General features: G+C 52.7%; 18 protein-coding genes. 6 read left to right on the plus strand and 12 right to left on the minus strand.

Features of this window, described 5'->3' with window-relative positions:
• Nucleotides 1-8: 8 nt before the first annotated feature.
• From spoIIIAB to DEP07_RS23635, 4 genes are all read right to left on the minus strand, one after another.
• A complete protein-coding gene (gene spoIIIAB / locus DEP07_RS23620; protein ID WP_122965832.1) occupies nt 9-527 on the minus strand; it encodes a stage III sporulation protein SpoIIIAB in 519 nt (172 codons plus the stop codon).
• Nucleotides 515-1,477 carry a stage III sporulation protein AA gene (spoIIIAA, locus tag DEP07_RS23625; RefSeq protein ID WP_122965831.1) on the minus strand — a complete coding sequence of 321 codons (963 nt, stop codon included), beginning with the start codon at nt 1,475-1,477 and terminating at the stop codon, nt 515-517. The genes spoIIIAB and spoIIIAA overlap by 13 nt, the downstream gene beginning before the upstream one ends.
• Nucleotides 1,478-1,640: 163 nt before the next feature.
• Entirely contained in the window at nt 1,641-2,126 is a 486-nt protein-coding gene (locus DEP07_RS23630) for a CD1247 N-terminal domain-containing protein (protein WP_122965830.1), read from the minus strand.
• 75 nt (nt 2,127-2,201) lie between these two features.
• A complete protein-coding gene (locus tag DEP07_RS23635; RefSeq protein ID WP_122965829.1) occupies nt 2,202-2,465 on the minus strand; it encodes a YqhV family protein in 264 nt (87 codons plus the stop codon).
• A 149-nt stretch (nt 2,466-2,614) separates the two neighbouring features.
• Here DEP07_RS23635 and DEP07_RS23640 point away from each other — a divergent pair, with 149 nt between their 5' ends.
• From DEP07_RS23640 to DEP07_RS23650, 3 genes are read left to right on the plus strand one after another with little or no spacing between them, the layout of a single operon-like run.
• Nucleotides 2,615-3,436 carry a phosphosulfolactate synthase gene (locus DEP07_RS23640; protein WP_287103117.1) on the plus strand — a complete coding sequence of 274 codons (822 nt, stop codon included), beginning with the start codon at nt 2,615-2,617 and terminating at the stop codon, nt 3,434-3,436.
• Nucleotides 3,427-4,143 carry a 2-phosphosulfolactate phosphatase gene (locus DEP07_RS23645; RefSeq protein ID WP_122965827.1) on the plus strand — a complete coding sequence of 239 codons (717 nt, stop codon included), beginning with the start codon at nt 3,427-3,429 and terminating at the stop codon, nt 4,141-4,143. The genes DEP07_RS23640 and DEP07_RS23645 overlap by 10 nt, the downstream gene beginning before the upstream one ends.
• A 39-nt stretch (nt 4,144-4,182) precedes the next feature.
• Nucleotides 4,183-4,653 (plus strand): DUF441 domain-containing protein, encoded by a 471-nt coding sequence (locus DEP07_RS23650; protein WP_063227107.1) that lies wholly within the window; start codon nt 4,183-4,185, stop codon nt 4,651-4,653.
• Nucleotides 4,654-4,802: 149 nt separating this feature from the next.
• Here DEP07_RS23650 and efp read toward each other — a convergent pair whose 3' ends face one another.
• From efp to DEP07_RS23670, 4 genes are all read right to left on the minus strand, one after another.
• The gene (gene efp / locus DEP07_RS23655) at nt 4,803-5,360 is read right to left on the minus strand and encodes an elongation factor P (protein ID WP_122965826.1); all 558 of its coding nucleotides are present in this window, start codon (nt 5,358-5,360) and stop codon (nt 4,803-4,805) included.
• Nucleotides 5,361-5,402: 42 nt separating this feature from the next.
• Nucleotides 5,403-6,473 (minus strand): M24 family metallopeptidase, encoded by a 1,071-nt coding sequence (locus tag DEP07_RS23660; RefSeq protein WP_122965825.1) that lies wholly within the window; start codon nt 6,471-6,473, stop codon nt 5,403-5,405.
• 33 nt (nt 6,474-6,506) lie between these two features.
• Entirely contained in the window at nt 6,507-6,947 is a 441-nt protein-coding gene (gene aroQ / locus DEP07_RS23665; RefSeq protein WP_122965824.1) for a type II 3-dehydroquinate dehydratase, read from the minus strand.
• 150 nt (nt 6,948-7,097) lie between these two features.
• Nucleotides 7,098-7,613 carry a YqhR family membrane protein gene (locus tag DEP07_RS23670; protein ID WP_122965823.1) on the minus strand — a complete coding sequence of 172 codons (516 nt, stop codon included), beginning with the start codon at nt 7,611-7,613 and terminating at the stop codon, nt 7,098-7,100.
• A 134-nt stretch (nt 7,614-7,747) separates the two neighbouring features.
• Here DEP07_RS23670 and DEP07_RS23675 point away from each other — a divergent pair, with 134 nt between their 5' ends.
• Nucleotides 7,748-8,683: a DUF1385 domain-containing protein gene (locus DEP07_RS23675; protein WP_167470360.1), complete on the plus strand. Its 936-nt coding sequence runs from the start codon at nt 7,748-7,750 to the stop codon at nt 8,681-8,683.
• A 35-nt stretch (nt 8,684-8,718) separates the two neighbouring features.
• A complete protein-coding gene (locus tag DEP07_RS23680) occupies nt 8,719-9,072 on the plus strand; it encodes a hypothetical protein (protein WP_063226811.1) in 354 nt (117 codons plus the stop codon).
• A gap of 55 nt (nt 9,073-9,127) precedes the next feature.
• Here DEP07_RS23680 and DEP07_RS23685 read toward each other — a convergent pair whose 3' ends face one another.
• The 3 genes from DEP07_RS23685 to DEP07_RS23695 form a co-directional block, all read right to left on the minus strand.
• The gene (locus tag DEP07_RS23685) at nt 9,128-10,057 is read right to left on the minus strand and encodes a patatin-like phospholipase family protein (protein ID WP_173595762.1); all 930 of its coding nucleotides are present in this window, start codon (nt 10,055-10,057) and stop codon (nt 9,128-9,130) included.
• Nucleotides 10,058-10,172: 115 nt separating this feature from the next.
• A complete protein-coding gene (gene mntR, locus DEP07_RS23690; RefSeq protein WP_063226809.1) occupies nt 10,173-10,601 on the minus strand; it encodes a transcriptional regulator MntR in 429 nt (142 codons plus the stop codon).
• Between the two features lie 96 nt (nt 10,602-10,697).
• The gene (locus tag DEP07_RS23695) at nt 10,698-11,264 is read right to left on the minus strand and encodes an NADPH-dependent FMN reductase (RefSeq protein ID WP_122965819.1); all 567 of its coding nucleotides are present in this window, start codon (nt 11,262-11,264) and stop codon (nt 10,698-10,700) included.
• A gap of 159 nt (nt 11,265-11,423) precedes the next feature.
• On the opposite strand from DEP07_RS23695, the gene DEP07_RS23700 reads away from it, so the two are divergent.
• Nucleotides 11,424-12,434: a hypothetical protein gene (locus tag DEP07_RS23700; protein ID WP_173595761.1), complete on the plus strand. Its 1,011-nt coding sequence runs from the start codon at nt 11,424-11,426 to the stop codon at nt 12,432-12,434.
• On the opposite strand, the gene DEP07_RS23705 is transcribed toward DEP07_RS23700, so the two are convergent.
• Complete coding sequence (locus DEP07_RS23705) at nt 12,425-14,107, minus strand: PAS domain-containing sensor histidine kinase (protein ID WP_217021748.1); 1,683 nt, start codon at nt 14,105-14,107, stop codon at nt 12,425-12,427. The genes DEP07_RS23700 and DEP07_RS23705 overlap by 10 nt on opposite strands.
• Nucleotides 14,108-14,329 lie beyond the last annotated feature (222 nt).

Here is a 14,329-nt window from a genome sequence, read left to right on the forward strand (position 1 = left end):
CCTCGCCTTTAGAACATCAGGATGACGACCAGAAGACCACCCAGAAAACCGAGACTTTTGTACATGCGCTCGTATTTTGCCTGCTCGGCGCGCGCTTCTTCCTCAAGCCCCCTAAGATGGGTAACTGCCAGGCGCAAATGCTTCTGCTGGTCTTCCCGGTCGGATGATCCGAGAACCTGCCCCAGACTCGCCAGCACTTCTCGCTCTTGTCTGCGCAATGCGGTTTGTGCCCAGTACTTCCCCATTGCCTGCTGCAAGGAATCTTCTGCCGATGGCGCCTTTTCGCTGACTAGAAGCTCTGCTGCGTAAAGAAACAGCCTGCCCACTTCCTCGGAAACCCGGCGACCGACTTTGACAAAAGCGCGATGCAGCGGCGTCATGCCGTATACGATCTCGGTCTCCAGCATTTGCAGGGCGACCAAAAGCGCGCGAAGCTGCACGGGACGATAGGCGTAATACCTGCCGATCTGCCAGCCGACCATGGAGGCCGAGAACAGGATGAGCACCGCGCCAATCAGCTTGACCATGCAACCTTCTCCTTTTCCAGCGGCTTCATGCTTCGGTCATAGATCGCCTGGATCGTGCCTACGCCTTTCGTACGGCTGAGGACGATATAGCGGGAAAACACGCCGTGCCGGACGAGGTTGCCGAGCATCGGGCGACGAGCGACTTCATTGAGATCAGCGCCATGAGCCGAGCAGATGACTGCGACTCCTGCGTGAATCGCTTCCCATACGGCATCCCCGTCCTCCGCACGCCCCACCTCGTCCACAATCAGCACATCAGGAGACATGGAGCGGATCAGCATCATCATTCCTGCTGCTTTCGGGCATGCATCCAGTACATCTGTGCGCGGGCCGACGTCTCTTTGCGGCACGCCCTCCAGGCAGCCTGCCAGCTCGGAACGCTCGTCCACGATCCCGACTTTGCGACTGGAAGACCACTCGCTGCCGTAGCTGAGGGAGCGGGCCATGTCGCGCAAAAGAGTCGTTTTCCCGCATTGCGGCGGAGAAATCACCAGTGTGCTCAGTACGTTGCCGCCTTCAAACAAGTAGGGCATCACTTTTTGCGCCGCCCCTTTTTTCTCCCGGGCGATCCGGATGTTGAAGCTGGTAATGTCCCGGATGCCTTTGACATCGCCTTTTTCCAGCACCACTTTGCCCGCGATGCCGATGCGATGACCGCCCATCACCGTAATGTAGCCTCGCTTCAGCTCCTCCTCCAGCGCGTACAAAGAATGCTGGCTTACCTGACTCAGCAGCTTGACTGCCTGATCTGCGGAAAAAATCCAGCCTTTACTCGCAGTGGAGGTAAGCTGACCTGCTTGCGTCACGTAGCTGGATTGCTGACCGAATCGTACTTCCAGCGGCTGATTTTGCCGAAGCCGTATCTCTTCCAGATGCTCTTTGACCGCGGAGGGAAGAGCAGTCAAAATCGCGCGAATGGCTTCTGGCAAAATCGCCATGATCTCTCTCACATCTGGTACCCTCCTTTTTGTGGCTGACTCTCGTTTGTCCACATTGACTTACCTCCATCCTATGCGCGGCTGGACGAGGTTTATGCTAAAAAGTAGCCGGAGATAGAAAAAGCTTGCCCCTGCGCTTTCGTGGCGCGCTGGGACAAGCTGTGAGCCTGCTCTATTACGTCGGATTGACCGGCTGATAGTCACGCTGGGCCGAAGCCGACTCGATGACGTAATGACTGTAGCCGTCGTCATCGGTACCTTCTCGCAAGTGAATCTCTTTCTGGCAGTGCGGGCAGGAAAAATCGTAGCCCGTCGCCAAGTGCGTATCGTCATCCGACTCGTACAACGCAGCATCTTCATCGTCGTCGAGATCATAGTAAGTGGCGTAGTCGACATCGTCGTCATCCTCTATCGTTTCGTACAACGCCTCGTCATCTTCGAAAAGATAGAGTTCCACGTCTTCGAGGTCTTCGTCCAGCGCTTCTACATAATCCTCCGCCTCTTCCACGCGGGCGTGCAGCTCGCGAAACTGGGCGTACACCTCGTCCATGATCTCGATCATTTCAGTCATAATTTTGCCTTCTGCACTCTTTTCGCCCACATCCAGGCCATCTGCCAGCCCGCGCAAATAGGCGATTCGGTTCGCCATCGTTTCAAGCATGCCAATCCCTCCCATTCGTCTCTTGCACTAGCATTCCCAGATGAGGCGCTCATTACCAATGGAAGGAATTGGACATCACTTGCGCACTCCGATCAAAATGCAGGAGATACCGAGCAAAATCCAGGCGATTTTCGCAAAGCTGACCCGATCAGACATGCCGAGCAGGCCGATCGTCGTCGTGGTAATCAAAATCACAGGCCCTACGATTGCCAAGCCCGAATTTATGAGCAGTGCCTTTTCGACCTGATTGACCTTCAAAATGAGCAAGGCAGCCACAATCTCGATGCTGCCTGACAAGATCCGCAGCGCAGCCATCCCCATAATCGCTTTTTCCCACATACCGTCTCGTCCTCCCCTCCGTTCACTCTATGCCTGTACCCGTTCGTTTCAGCACTCGTGTGGGCAATCGCCTACTGCCTTTCTTCTTCACTCCTCCTCCACGGTGGGCATACACTGAACCATACGCCTAGAAGAAATGAGGAACTTGCATGGTAGACTGTGAGCATCCGTTTATGCCCGCGAGCTGGGCGAACCCGTTCGGGCACAAGCGAGCGAAGCCCCGCCAAAAGGGGTTGACCATGGTAATTGACAAAGGGCTGGGGCTGACCGCTTACTGCGATCTGCTGGAACTGGCTGCTCCTTATATCGATATATACAAACTCGGCTTTGGCACAACGGCCCTGTATCCGCCGAACGTGTTACAGCAAAAGCTTTCCAGGGCAACCGCCTTGGGCTTGCACATCATGCCAGGCGGAACTTTTTTTGAGATTGCCATTCAGCAGAGCACGATCAAGGCGTACATGCAACAAATCCGTTCGCTCGGATTTTCAGCGGTTGAGATTTCAGACGGGACGTTCCCGCTATCGTTTGAGCAGCGCAGAGAAGCGATTGAACGGGCCGTGGACGCAGGACTTGTCGTGTATACGGAGGTAGGAAAAAAGTCGGCAGGCTATCGCGCCGAGCGCAACGAGCTTTTGGAGACACTCGCCTTTGACTTGCAGGCAGGCGCCAGCCACGTCATCGTCGAAGCACGCGAAAGCGGAACGGTCGGCGTCTTTGACGGAAACGGCAAGATCGAACAGTCATTCATTCTGGATGTCGTCCGTGCCGCCAAAGCAAACGCGGAGCGGCTCGTTTGGGAAGCGCCGCAAAAAGACCAGCAAGTGTGCCTGATTCAGTCTCTCGGTGTCGATGTCAATCTCGGCAACATCGCCTGCACGGACGTCTTGTCGGTCGAGACGCTCCGCCGCGGACTTCGCGGAGACACCGCCCTGATGCTTGCGGAAGGGAGGTCTGCCCCGTGCGAATAGAGGTCGTGCCCACGGTCGAGGAAATTCGCTTTGACCAAATCAGCAATCATGTTGTGATTGTGATCGATGTTTTGCGCGCATCCAGTACGATTGTCACCGCGCTGGGCAACGGCTTTGTCTGCGTCGTTCCCGTTGAAACGATCGGGCAAGCGAACTCGCTCAGAGCCGCTGACTGCATCCTGGCTGGCGAGCGACATTGCCGCAAAATACCCGACTTTGATTGCAACAACTCCCCGACGGAAATCTCCGCGGCCAAAAATCCGGGCAAACGACTGATCCTCACGACGACGAACGGCACTCGCGCCATTCAGAAGGCGGAGCGAGCCTCCGCACTGCTCGTCGGCTGCTTTTTGAACGCGACGGCCTGCATTCGCCACGCGCTCACGTATCATCTCGATGTGACACTTTACTGCGCAGGGACGCGTTCCGAATTTGCCCTGGAAGATGGACTCGCGGCAGGGCTGATGATCGTCCAGGCGCAAAAAGCTTTGGCCCACCTGCAGATTTGCGATCTCGGCGAAGCGTTGAAAGCAAGCTATTTATACTATGCAGATAAGCTTGGCGAACAAATGCTGCAAACTACCACGGGCAAGCGCCTCGTTTCGCACCATTTTGCCGACGACTTGCGTTTTTGCGCACAGGTTGACCGCTACACGCTCGTGCCCTACGTCAAGGACAAACGCATACTCCCACACCTTGTCTCATAGAGTGAAAGGAGAACAGGGACAGGGGTTTTGATGCCAATGATGATGTCTGGAGAAGTGATGCTCGTCATCCTGATCGTCATAGGACTGATTGGCCGTTCACCGATAATCGCGACGGCGGCCAGCATTCTTTTGGTGCTGAAGCTGACGGCCTTGGAACGCTTTTTCCCCACGGTCGAACGCCGAGGTCTGGAGCTTGGCCTGCTTTTTTTGACGATATCCGTACTGGTGCCGTTTGCCAGTGAGAAAATATCGTGGAAAGACGTCACGCCGCTGTTCACTACGGTCGTGGGCCTTACAGCGCTGGCTGGCGGCGCGATTGCGACGTGGATGAACGGCAAGGGACTGGATTTGCTCCGGGCTGAGCCGCATATGATCGTCGGACTGGTGATCGGGTCGATCATTGGTATTGTGTTTTTCCGCGGCATCCCCGTCGGCCCGCTGATGGCTGCCGGGATTACTGCCTTTGTGTTAAAGCTGTGGGAGTGGTTCGGAGGGCGCTGGCCCCACTGAGCAGCAAGGCCAAAAAACAGCAGATCGCTGAAATCCCCTTTTCGCTTTCGGGAAAGCGGGATTTTTTTTGTGGCAACGCCGAGACTCATGCGCAACTAAAAAAAGCTGCACCCGGGAGGGCACAGCTTTTTCCATGAGGATCTTGCAAGTTACGCGCGGGAAACGTAAGCTTCCGAACGCGTATCGATGATCAAACGCTCGCCTTCTTCTACGAAGAGAGGAACGTTTACCACGAAGCCAGTTTCCAGCGTTGCTTTTTTCGTAACGTTGGAAGCGGTATCGCCTTTAACGCCTGGCTCACATTCAGTAACAACCAGCTCAACTGTGTTTGGCAGTTGGATTCCGATTGTTTCACCGTTGTACTGCATGATTTGCACGTTCATGTTTTCCTTCAAGAAACGCAGCTCGCGCTCGATTTGTTTGCGAGTGAACGTCAATTGCTCATACGTTTCGGTGTTCATGAAAGTGTAATCGTCACCGCTCGCATACAGATACTGCATGGTGCTGGATTCGATGCGGGCAGGGTTTACTTTTTCGCCGCCGCGGAAAGTCATTTCTGTCGTGTTGCCATTGCGCAGGTTGCGCAGTTTGGAGCGTACGAAAGCCGCACCTTTTCCTGGTTTTACGTGTTGGAACTCAAGCACGGTGTAAATGTTGCCGTCCACTTCGATCGTCAAACCGGTCCGAAAGTCGTTTACAGAGATCATCGTTGTCCTCCCAAATCAATCAATAACGTAGATTAGTATAAATTACACGGGCAAAATGAGCAACTCTTTCGTAGACTTGTTGAGGTTCTCATGCCCATCCGCCGTGATCAGAACGTCGTCCTCGATTCGCACTCCGCCGAGTCCAGTCACATAAATACCCGGTTCCATCGTGACAAGCATGCCTGGCTCCAGAACGAAGGTGCTCACGGTAGACAAGCCCGGCAGTTCGTGCACCTCGATGCCCAGACCGTGACCCGCGCTGTGTCCGTAGGCATCGCCATAGCCAGCCGCTGCAATCAGGTCACGCGTAGCGGCGTCTGCCGCCTTTGCTGTCACTCCCGGTTTCAGGGCTTCCAGTCCGGCCAGTTGTGCGCGCAAGACGATATCGTAAATCTCTTTCATTTTGGCGCTAGGTTCGCCGACAGCAAGCGTGCGGGTAATGTCGGAGTTGTAGCCTTTGTACGCTGCGCCGAAGTCGAGCGTAACCATTTCTCCGGCCTCGATCACTTTTTCCGAAGCTCGTCCATGCGGCAATGCTCCGCGCACGCCGGATGCAACGATCATGTCGAACGCAGACCCTGTCGCCCCTTGTTTGCGCATGAAATATTCCAATTCCAAAGCAACGTCTACTTCGCGTACGCCAGGACGGATATATCCTTGAATATGCGCAAAAGCCGCCTCCGCAATTCCCACTGCTTCACGGATGATGACCATTTCCGACTCTTCTTTGAACATGCGAATTTTTTCCAGCAGTCCGCTCGTTGGAACCAGCTCTACCCCGGCAAAGCCTTTGCTCCACTCCTGATATGTACCAAAGGAAACGCTGCTTTCAAAAGCGAGACGCTTGATGCCTTTTTCCTGTAGCAGCTTGCCAATCGCTTCGACCGCTTTTCGCTCGTTGTTGACGACAGTGAAATCAGGTGCCTGCTCCTCTGCCTGTTCGACATAGCGGAAATCCGTAACCAAAAAGGCTTCGGTTTCCGTGACGATCACCCAGCCGGTGGAGCCAGTGAAACCGCTCAGATAAAAGCGATTTTCCGATTTTTCCGTGATGAAAGCATTCGCCCCTACTTGGGAGAGCGCTTCACGCAATTTGTCCAAACGTTGTTTCATGACAACCAGTTCCCCTTTCGCTTTGCCAAACCGTTATTTGTTCTCGATTTTGCGGACGAGCGCCCGCAGCGCCCATTCGTATCCGTCCATGCCCAGACCGACTACTTGCCCTATCGTAACGGGTGCAATCACGGAATGGTGACGAAATTCCTCGCGCGTATGAATGTTGGAAATATGTATTTCAATGGTCGGGATTGCCACGCCTGCCAGAGCATCGCGGATCGCATAGCTGTAGTGCGTGAAAGCGCCGGGATTGATCAAAATGCCGTCGTGCACGCCTCTCGCCTGATGAATCGCGTCGATCAGAGCGCCCTCGTGATTGGACTGGAAATGTTCAAGCTTGCCCCCAAGCTCATCCATGACAGAAGTCAGCTTCGCGACGAGATCTTCCAGCGTTTCCCTTCCGTATACGTCAGGCTCCCTCGTTCCCAGCAAGTTGAGATTGGGGCCATTCAAAAGCAAAACGGAAGCCATTGTCTTCCCTCCCCGTCTGTTTTCGCAAAAAGTTTTTTTACTAATGAAACATTTTACCACAAGCCTCTCCTTGTACAACAGTAGGCGACAAAAATCGGCCAACATTTCGAATCTTGCAAACGGCAGATGCAGAGGGGACAACCCGGTCCCCTATCGCTCTTTGTCTTTGCCGCCCCACTGCTCTTCGTCGGATTGTTCCAGAACAAGCGTCATGCCAATGAACAATCCATAGGACAAGTACCAGGCTCCTTCTGTACTGAGCGTGCCTACTTCCCAATTCCCGATGCGAAAGAAGAATCCTGCAATCGCAAGCAAAATCGCACCGTAGAGCAGGCCGATCCACCATGCTCGCATCTGGCCGAACAAGAGGGAGAACAAAAAGCTTGCCAGGATCGTCTCCACGAACAGAACAATCGCTCCCAAGGAGTTGCCCATCAGGCTATTCTCCTCGTATCCGCTGAGCAAAGGCCGGGCAAAAGCACCTAGTCCGTACGGAGTCAAATTCAAAAAGTGGGCGAGCATGCGGATCACCCCCCACAAAATCGTGCCCCAAAAAGCAAGCTCGACGATTTTGCTGACGGAAGCCGCCTTTCGCTCCGCCGTTCCCCGCTCTCTCGGCTTGCCCAACAGCTCTTTGTTTCTTCGCGTGGCTTTGCCTGCTACCATACCTATCACCTCACAGATAGTATGTGCTGTTCCCATGTTTTTCACTAACTGTTTACATTTCTTGGCACAGCATGAACTCCTTGTAGCTTCAAGGCTCGCTTTCCGTTAAAATGGAGGGTAAGGAAGGTGATAGTGTGGCTCAACAAAACGTACCCAGCTACGGCGGTCAGGCCGTCATCGAAGGTGTTATGTTCGGCGGCAAATCGATGACTGTAACAGCTGTTCGCAAAAAAAATCATGAAATTGAGTATTTTGAAGCACCGCGTACGGAATATAAATGGATTACCCCACTGAAAAAAATTCCGTTCATTCGCGGGCTGGTCGGCCTGATCGAAGCCAGCGCCAACGGGGCCAAACATCTGAACTTCGCCTCGGAGCGGTTCAACATGGAATCCGGCGAAGAAGTCAGTGAAGGTCCTTCCAAGCTGACGATGATTCTGGGGGTCGCCCTGGTCGGTGTACTCTCTTTCTTGTTCGGTAAATTTGTGTTTACCCTCGTTCCCGTATTTCTCGCCGATTTTCTCCTGGGAAAATGGGTGCCGGATGGGGTGCCCCAAACTTTGGCGGAAGGCGGCTTCAAAATCATTTTGCTGCTCGGCTACATCACTGCCATCGCGAAGGCTCCCCTGATCAAAAGGCTCTTTCAATATCACGGAGCGGAGCATAAAGTGATTAACGCCTTCGAAGCAGGGGTAGAATTAACAGTAGCCAATGTGCAAAAATTTTCCACCTTGCATTATCGTTGCGGTAGCAGTTTTCTCATTTTCACCGTGTTTGTCGGCGTTGTGATCTACTCCCTGTTCAGCTACGACTCCTTGACCGAGCGTGTTGTGCAGCGGATCGTCCTGTTGCCGCTGGTCATCGGGGTCTCCTATGAAGTCTTGCAATGGACAAACAAGCTCCGTGATACTCCTGTGTTACGCTACCTTGGCTATCCAGGTCTCTGGCTGCAAAAAATCACAACGCGTGAACCGGATGACAGCCAGGTCGAAGTAGCCATCGCTTCTTTCCAGAAGATGCGGGAGCTGGACCTTCAGCATGTTCAAGGGAAAATGGCTACGACCGGATAACGTGAGGCATTCTTATTCCCATTGAGGTGAGGCCTATGTTACGTCGCATACCACCCGTGATTTTGATTATTGTGCTGCTCGCCATTTACGGATTTTTATTGACGCTCATCAGTGATCCGATCAATACGCTGATCATCCTGGGATTGTCTGTGGCGCTGTTTTTGATCGTACGCAACTATTTGCGCACGGGCTCCTTTTTTTCGAAAAGTCCTGGACCTGGCAAGCCAAAGCAACAAAAGGTGAAACCAAAACCTCCGGTGATGCGACAAGCGCACAAAAAGCAACCGACGGCCTCCAGAAAAGATCACCCGTTCCGCGTGATCGATGGCAACAAAGGCAAAACAAAAGAAAAGCAGAACGAGAACTCGCCAAACAATATGTCCCATTAAAAGAAAAACAGGTCGCCGCTGCTGGCAACCTGTTTTTTCGTTTTGCTCCTCTTCGCTACACCAGATGCTTGGGAGAGGAAATGCGGAATACTTTGACATATTCTTCGAAGTCCCAGCGCTGCAAAAATTGCTGGGCTGCGGCTTCCCCGGACGCGTACAGCTTCTCCCGCATTTCCTTGGAAAGCTGAAACTGTGTCGTCCGAACGCCGAGCGTATGAATGAAAACGGTCCGTACCGCCTGTGCTTTTTCGACGTAAAGCCTGTCATGGGCGTCGAGCATCGTGGCAAGCAAGCCGCGCGAAAACGAAAACAGCCCGGTAATTTTTTTCGTCTCCCGCTTGCTCTGATCGTCGGAAAGCCGAAAGCCGATGGTCGGCCATTGCGGTATCCCGGGGACGTCAAACAGCCAGATCGGATAATTGCTCAGCAAAGCTCCGTCGACAATATAGTGGGTGTCGTTGCCGCTTTTCAGTTGGGCAGGCTGAAAGAAAAAAGGAATCGACGAAGACATGCGGACTGCTCTTGCCACAGAAAAGCTGTCCGGGTCAATCCCGTAGCGAGTAAGGTCGTCAGGCAGCACCGTCATTTTCCCCGAGGTCACGTCAGAAGCGACGATTTTCAGCCTGCCCGGAGCCAAATCGCCAAATGTACGCACATTTTTGCGCCTTAGCAAGTCTTCAATGAACAGCTCCATTCTGTCTGCGCGATAGACGCCTTCCCGCACGATCAGTTCGTGGATCGGCCCGATGAGCGGCAGTCTGCCAATCCCCGCCCGATGCAAAAAGTGCAGATAGTCCAGCTCGTCAAAAATCGGCTTCAGCTCATGGCTCGTATACCCTGCGCTGAGCAGAGCGGCTACGATCGAGCCTGCCGAAGTGCCCGCCAGCTTTTCCCACGTATAGCCGTTTTCCTCCATGACCCGCAAGGCTCCGATAAAAGCGATTCCCTTCACACCACCGCCTTCAAAAACCGCGTCCGCTTTCACCCTGTCGCCCCCCTTCACTAAAATATAAGGCGACAGCTTTTCCCATACGATTAAAAAACGTCATTTTCACCAAAAAAGAAAAGCGCAAGCCATGTCAGCCTGCGCGCTCGGAGACTTATTCTTCTTTTTGCTCATCTTCCAACCGGATGCGACGGAGATCCTCCATCCGGCTCGGTTCTTGTTGAAAATATTGAACAAGATATTCCAAACATGTAATCGATTCCCAGCTCAAATGATGTTCGATTCCCTCGACATCTTGATAAATATGTTCTTCGTCAACGCCGATGACCCGCATGAACTCTTCCAGCAGGCTGTGGCGATCCACCAAACGCTTCCCGATCTTTTTCCCTTTTGGCGTCAACACAAGGCCACGGTATTTTTCATAAACGAGATATTTGTCTTTGTCCAGCTTCTGAACCATTTTCGTGACCGAAGAGGGATGTACTTCCAACGCTTCAGCAATATCGGAGACACGAGCATAGCCCTTTTCTTCAATTAAGCTGTAAATACGTTCCAAATAGTCTTCCATACTCGGCGTCGGCATGTGAACCCCTCATTTCAAACCATATTTCTTCCGGCCAAAAAAGGCACGTAGAAATATAATACCTTTAAATGAGAACGATTAGCAAGAGAAACCTGTCTATTGTGGCTGTTTTTCTGTTTCGCGGTTCATCATTTGGACAAATTGCACCAGTTGCTGTCCGAGCGCTTCCATCCGGGCTTGCAACCGTTCATCTTTCAGTTTGCCCTCTGGCGTAAACGCATTGTAAGCGCTCGGAATGCTCGGACTTGCTGGCAACGGCCACGCATGCAAATTGCGCATGATCAACTGGAGCGTATTGACCGTGTTCGTCGCTCCCATGCTGCCCCCGGCAACACCGATGAGAGCCACTTGCTTATCGCGCAGATGGCGCCCTTCCAAAAAGTCGATCGCATTTTTCAATGCTCCGGTAATCGTGCCGTGGTATTCAGGCGAACCGATCACAAGTCCATCCGCCTCGGAAATTTTTTGTACGAAACGATGGACGATTTCCGGATAAGTCGTCGCGTCTTCCCGGTCGTCGTAAATCGGCAAGCTCCAGTCTGCCAGATGAATCATTTCAATATCAGCACCTGCAGCCTTCGCTGCATCGAGAACAATCGCTACCGCTTGCTTCGTTGTCGAGTTGTTGCTATTCATGCTTCCCGCTATTCCTACAATTTTCATCTTGGAGTCACCTCATGCAATCTGCTTAACTGGTTTATTTTTCATTATAATCCACATCGTCATACTTTGTAAATGAATAAGTATGTTTAATATTCCCGGTTCTGAACAAGCCTTGCTTGGACATACACATGTAGCAAGTTGGGAATAAGGATGATGCCTATGGACAAAGTCGCTTGGCAAATCGCCATTCTGTTTGCAGGGTCCGCGCTGGGAGGACACTATCTGGGCGGTTATGAGTGGCTCCGTTTCTTTACCTATTTTGGCTCCTGGGGCACGGTCGGCATCGCCCTCGCAGGCATTGGAATCGGGTGGATCTGCCTCCAGCTGCTGAATTATTGCCATCGCCATCAAGTCGGTTCGCTCTATGAGCTGTACCTGTTCTTATTCGGAGAAGCTTTTGCTTCCAGCCTGTCGATGATTACCCATCTTTTTTTGCTGGCATACGTGGGTGTCATGCTCGGTCAGCAGTCGGCCCAGCTCATCCCAGGGCTGTCGTCTGTCTGGTTCGTCTTATTGTCTCTCATCGTGACGATCAGCTTCCTCTTCAAGCGTTGGCAATGGATTGTAACGGGGTCAGGCATTTGTTTAGGCGCAGGTCTGCTGTTTTTCGCCCTGCTTTTCCTCCGCCAACCCCATGTCCCTATCCCTGGCCTCGGCTACCAAATGAACGGAAGCTGGGTGATTCACGCCGTTTTTTTCCTCGCGCTGCATCTCTTGCTTGCGCTTGTCGTCTTGCTGCCCGTAGCGGGACGAACCGATCAGCCGAATGCCGTTCGTCTGGGCGTCGGCATCGGAACGGGGATCACCTTGTTATTTTTGCTGCTCGGTCAAGCGATTTTCCTGTCTCACTGGCATGATATTCATACTTCACTCTCGCCTGTGCAATTGATATCGTCCCGATTGCTGCCCGCTGGCAACTGGCTTTTCGCGATTTTGGCCCTGATTCAGGGTGGCGTGCTTTCCGCCTTGCTCCTGCACTCGCTCGCCTTGCCTGTGACCCTGCGCCATCAACTGCAAATGCCACCGCTTCTGTTCGTGATGCTGCTTTTGGTCGGGGTGTTCGCCCTGCTGCCGCTTTTTTTGCCCTGGAGCGTCTCTGTCGTGGCAAGCGGAGCTACTTACTGCGGCTTGTTTTTGATTGGCTGGTTTATTTGGAAACGTCAGACCTGATGGACGCTTGGCACACATACGGGAAGCAAAATGTTCACCGTCGTTCCCTTGCCCTTTTCGCTTTCGATCTGTAGACTTCCGCCGTGATCCTCCAAAATGCGCTGGCTGACCATCAGGCCGAGGCCCGTTCCGTTTTCTTTCGTCGTATAAAAAGGCTCTCCCAGGCGCGGGATTCGCTCCGGATCAATCCCGCAGCCGTTGTCCTGGATGCTGACCTGAATGTGCTCCTCACTGATCCGCCGACTCTGAACGTAAATTTCGCCGCCATCGGGGAGCGCTTCCATCGCATTTTTGCAAATGTTGAGCAGCACTTGCTTGATCTGGTTTTCTTCGCAAGCGATTGGCGGCATCGCTTTTTCAGTCGAAGCGTACATCTGGATATTTTTTAAGTTCGCCTGGCTTTCCAAAAGGGACAGGACGTTATGGATCATCACCGACAAGTCTTTTTGCTGAAAGCTCACCGCTTGCGGCTTCGCCAACACCAGCAGCTCGCTGACAATCAGATTGATCCGGTCCAGCTCGGACAGCATGATTTGGCAGTAGTTGCGTTGCACGCCTGTTATGGAAGCATTCAACAGCTGGATGAACCCGCGCAGCGATGTCAACGGATTGCGAATTTCATGCGCGATTCCCGCCGCCAGCTGACCGATCGCAGACAGCTTGTCCGATTGGCGCAACAGCTCTTTCGTTTTCGTAATCTCGGACACATCACGCGAGACGATCAACATGCTGTCCACCACTCCATCGCTGTTGCTGATCGGCTTGAAGCGCGACTCGACGTTGACCCAGTGCCCCTGGCTATGCCGCAGCCGATAAATCCCGCTCGCCTCTTCTTCCTTTCGCCAGCTCAGCCGGAACAGATCGCTGACCTTTCTTTGATCTTCCGGATGAATGATCTTGTCGATGACGGCTGGCCCCATCCCGATCATGTCCTCGCTGGAGTACCCCAAAAATGTCGTGTGCGCGTGAGAGACATACGCAACCGTCCCATCCCACTTTACGAGGTAAATCATTTCGGTCATGTTTTCGGTGATCAGACGGAAATGAGCCTGGCTGTCTTGCAGAGCCTGCTCCATCCGCTTTCGCTCTGTTATGTCACGGGAGCAACAAATGATCCCTTTGACCTTCCCTGCTTTGTCCAAAACAGGGCCGTATGACAGCGATACGTGCATCAGCGAGCCGCTTTGATGGACGCGAACCGTCTCGTAGCCGACGATGGACTTCCCGTTCAGCACTTCGCTGTGGCACCGCTCCATTTCTGCGATATGCTCCTGCGGCACGCAAGGAATGGCATTGCCCAGCAAATCAGACGCGCTGTAGCCGAATTGTTCGACTGACGCCTTGTTCACATGAATGAATTTCCCGTCCCGACCCACGATCGAAACAGCGTCTGGAGTTTGTTGCAGCAAGGCATCAAGCAGCTCCTTCGTCTCATCCAGCTCGATTCTCATTCGCGTGATTTCTTCCTGCTTCCGGCTATCCTTTTCCCTCATCTGGCTGTACATGCGATAGAACTGGAGTACAAGCATAAGCGCATACAGCAGGTTCAACAAGCAGAACGACCACACATTGATTTTATTGGGGTACAGGTAGAGCAAAAAGACACTGAGTGGAATCCAACCGATGATAAGAGTTAAGGAAAGGGCGAAATGACTTGAGCCTATTGGTATCATCACAACCTCCGCTGTTCTTTGCTGAATATTTGCTGTGTAGGATGGATCATCGTAACTAGCATGGATTGGATTGAATATAATTTTCAGAAATATGTAACTGCAACAATATACAATGGACGAAATTTTTTAGGATTCTTAAAAATTATAAACTTTTTTCCAATGGGTGGCTATGACTTGTTATTCCACATTTTTCGACAAATTCGCAAAATCCCCCGCTGATCG

It is taken from the genome of Brevibacillus sp. (genome assembly GCF_003521185.1).
GTDB lineage: Bacteria > Bacillota > Bacilli > Brevibacillales > Brevibacillaceae > Brevibacillus > Brevibacillus parabrevis.

Excerpts from the sequence above, each read along its gene's own strand:
- spoIIIAB (WP_122965832.1), bottom strand. The coding sequence starts at position 527 with ATGGTCAAGCTGATTGGCGCGGTGCTCATCCTGTTCTCGGCCTCCATG.
- DEP07_RS23630 (WP_122965830.1), bottom strand. The coding sequence starts at position 2,126 with ATGCTTGAAACGATGGCGAACCGAATCGCCTATTTGCGCGGGCTGGCA.
- DEP07_RS23635 (WP_122965829.1), bottom strand. The coding sequence starts at position 2,465 with ATGTGGGAAAAAGCGATTATGGGGATGGCTGCGCTGCGGATCTTGTCA.
- DEP07_RS23640 (WP_287103117.1), top strand. The coding sequence starts at position 2,615 with ATGGTAGACTGTGAGCATCCGTTTATGCCCGCGAGCTGGGCGAACCCG.
- DEP07_RS23650 (WP_063227107.1), top strand. The coding sequence starts at position 4,183 with ATGATGTCTGGAGAAGTGATGCTCGTCATCCTGATCGTCATAGGACTG.
- efp (WP_122965826.1), bottom strand. The coding sequence starts at position 5,360 with ATGATCTCTGTAAACGACTTTCGGACCGGTTTGACGATCGAAGTGGAC.
- DEP07_RS23660 (WP_122965825.1), bottom strand. The coding sequence starts at position 6,473 with ATGAAACAACGTTTGGACAAATTGCGTGAAGCGCTCTCCCAAGTAGGG.
- aroQ (WP_122965824.1), bottom strand. The coding sequence starts at position 6,947 with ATGGCTTCCGTTTTGCTTTTGAATGGCCCCAATCTCAACTTGCTGGGA.
- DEP07_RS23670 (WP_122965823.1), bottom strand. The coding sequence starts at position 7,613 with ATGGTAGCAGGCAAAGCCACGCGAAGAAACAAAGAGCTGTTGGGCAAG.
- DEP07_RS23680 (WP_063226811.1), top strand. The coding sequence starts at position 8,719 with ATGTTACGTCGCATACCACCCGTGATTTTGATTATTGTGCTGCTCGCC.
- mntR (WP_063226809.1), bottom strand. The coding sequence starts at position 10,601 with ATGCCGACGCCGAGTATGGAAGACTATTTGGAACGTATTTACAGCTTA.
- DEP07_RS23695 (WP_122965819.1), bottom strand. The coding sequence starts at position 11,264 with ATGAAAATTGTAGGAATAGCGGGAAGCATGAATAGCAACAACTCGACA.
- DEP07_RS23700 (WP_173595761.1), top strand. The coding sequence starts at position 11,424 with ATGGACAAAGTCGCTTGGCAAATCGCCATTCTGTTTGCAGGGTCCGCG.
- DEP07_RS23705 (WP_217021748.1), bottom strand. The coding sequence starts at position 14,107 with ATGATACCAATAGGCTCAAGTCATTTCGCCCTTTCCTTAACTCTTATC.